Origin of the sequence: Geminicoccus flavidas, from assembly GCF_009806515.1 — a bacterium.
Taxonomy (GTDB): Bacteria; Pseudomonadota; Alphaproteobacteria; order Geminicoccales; family Geminicoccaceae; genus Geminicoccus; species Geminicoccus flavidus.
In genome coordinates this window covers 1-2,050 of sequence record NZ_WUJP01000495.1, presented here as the reverse complement: position 1 = coordinate 2,050, position 2,050 = coordinate 1, and the positions used below count along the sequence as shown (strand labels likewise).

The 2,050-nt window shown below is 71.5% G+C and carries 3 protein-coding genes; all 3 read left to right on the top strand.

Annotation, left to right across the window (positions count from 1 at the left end):
* Nucleotides 1-1,115: bifunctional diaminohydroxyphosphoribosylaminopyrimidine deaminase/5-amino-6-(5-phosphoribosylamino)uracil reductase RibD (gene ribD, locus EQG76_RS14025; RefSeq protein ID WP_321573462.1), on the top strand; the 1,115-nt coding region annotated here is incomplete at its 5' end.
* 10 nt (nucleotides 1,116-1,125) lie between these two features.
* Nucleotides 1,126-1,749, top strand: coding sequence for a riboflavin synthase (locus EQG76_RS14020; protein WP_159714446.1), 624 nt, complete (start codon nucleotides 1,126-1,128; stop codon nucleotides 1,747-1,749).
* Nucleotides 1,746-2,050, top strand: a 305-nt coding sequence (locus tag EQG76_RS14015; protein WP_200840810.1) for a 3,4-dihydroxy-2-butanone-4-phosphate synthase, incomplete at its 3' end; no start/stop codon positions are given. The genes EQG76_RS14020 and EQG76_RS14015, both read left to right, overlap by 4 nt.

The window sequence follows — 2,050 nt, the reverse complement described above, 5'->3', positions numbered from 1 at the left end:
CGGCCGATCCGGAACGCGACCGGCGCTGGATGCGCATGGCGATCGACCTCGCAGCACTGGGCCTGGGCGCCACCTGGCCCAACCCGTCGGTGGGCTGCGTGATCGTCCGCGACCGCGTGGTGCTGGCCCGCGCAGTGACCGGCAGCGGCGGGCGGCCCCATGCCGAGACCGAGGCGCTGCGCCAGGCAGGTGACGCCGCGCGCGGTGCCACCGCCTATGTCAGCCTGGAGCCCTGTGCCCATGTCGGCCGCACCCCCCCTTGTGCCGACGCGCTGATCGCCGCCGGCGTGGCGCGGGTGGTGGTGGCCTGCGGCGACCCGGACCCGCGCGTCTCGGGGCGCGGCGTGCGCCGACTGCGCCAGGCTGGGGTCGAGGTCACCGAGGGCGTGCTGGCAGCCGAGGCCGAGCGCGACCATGCTGGCTTCTTCGCCAAGGTCCGGCGCGGCCGGCCGCTCGTCTCGCTCAAGCTCGCGACTTCGCTGGACGGCAGGATCGCGACCGCCACCGGTGAGAGCCAGTGGATCACCGGGCCCGAAGCCCGCGCCTATGGCCACCATCTGCGCGCCACCCACGACGCGATCATGGTCGGCAGCGGCACGGGTCTCGCCGATGATCCGGCGCTGACCTGCCGGCTGCCGGGCCTCGCCGGCCGCTCGCCGGTGCGGGTGGTGCTGGATGCCAGGCTGCGCATTGCCGAGAATGCCACCCTGGTCCGCACCGCCTGGCAGACGCCCACTTGGCTGTTCACCGCCCCGGACCACGACCGGGCAAAGGCACGGGCACTCATCGACCAGGGCGTGCGCATCGAGCAGGTGCCGGCCGCCGCCACCGGCGGGGTGGCCCTGGTCCCCGTCTTGGCGCGGCTGGCCGAGCGCGGTATCACCCGCCTGCTCGTCGAAGGGGGCGCCGTGCTTGCGGCCAGCCTGATGCGTGAGCATCTGGTAGACCGGCTGCACTTCCTGCGCGCCCCGCTCGTGATCGGCGGCGACGGTGTGGCGGGCCTGGCTCCATTCGGCGTGCGCCGGCTGGCCGATGCCCGCCGCTGGCGGATCATGGCCGAGCGCACCCTGGACGGCGACCGTCTGGTGGAGCTGGATTCACTGGGCAATCACTGAGGACCTGTCGATGTTCACCGGCATCGTCACCGACATCGGCAAGATCGTCGCCACCCGGCAGAGCGGAGCCTCCGGCGGCGGGGTCGAACTGACCGTCCGGAGCGCCTTCGATCCGGCCACCATTCCGCTGGGCGCCTCAATTGCCCATTCCGGCGTCTGCCTGACCGTCACCGAGCACACGGAGGACGGCTGGAAGGTCCATGCCTCCCCCGAAACCCTGCGGCTCACCACGATCGGCGGCTGGCAGCAAGGTACCAGGATCAACCTCGAGCGCTCGCTGCGCTTAGGCGACGAGCTTGGCGGTCATCTCGTGTTCGGCCATGTCGACGGCCTGGGCACGGTCGAGGCGGTCGAGCCCGAGGGCGAAGGCTACCGGCTGCGCTTCGGCCTGCCGGCCGACTTGGCCCCGCTGCTGGCGGTCAAGGGCTCGATCACCGTGGACGGCATCTCCCTGACCGTGACCGAGGTGGACGAGCGGAGCTTCGCGGTCGCGATCATCCCGCATAGCTGGACCCACACCACCCTGTCCGACCGCCGGCCAGGGGACTTGGTCAACCTGGAGGCCGACATGCTGGCCCGCTACGTCGCCCGGCAGCTTGGAACGGCGCCCCGCCAGCTCGGGCAGACACGATGAGCCCTGACGACCTGTCCAGCTATTCGGAGTATCTCGCCTCGATCGATGAGGTGCTGGAGGATGCCCGCAACGGCCGGATGTTCATCCTGGTCGACGACGAGGACCGAGAGAACGAGGGCGACTTGGTCATCCCGGCGCAGTTCTGCGACGCCGACGCGGTCAACTTCATGGCCAAGCACGGCCGCGGCCTGATCTGCCTGGCGTTGCAGCGCCAGCGCTGCGAGGAACTGGGCCTGCCGCTGATGGCGCAGGGCAACGAGGCCCGGATCAGCACGGCGTTCACGGTGAGCGTCGAGGCGCG

Coding starts and splice junctions, on each gene's coding strand:
- EQG76_RS14020 (WP_159714446.1), top strand. CDS start 1,126: ATGTTCACCGGCATCGTCACCGACATCGGCAAGATCGTCGCCACCCGG.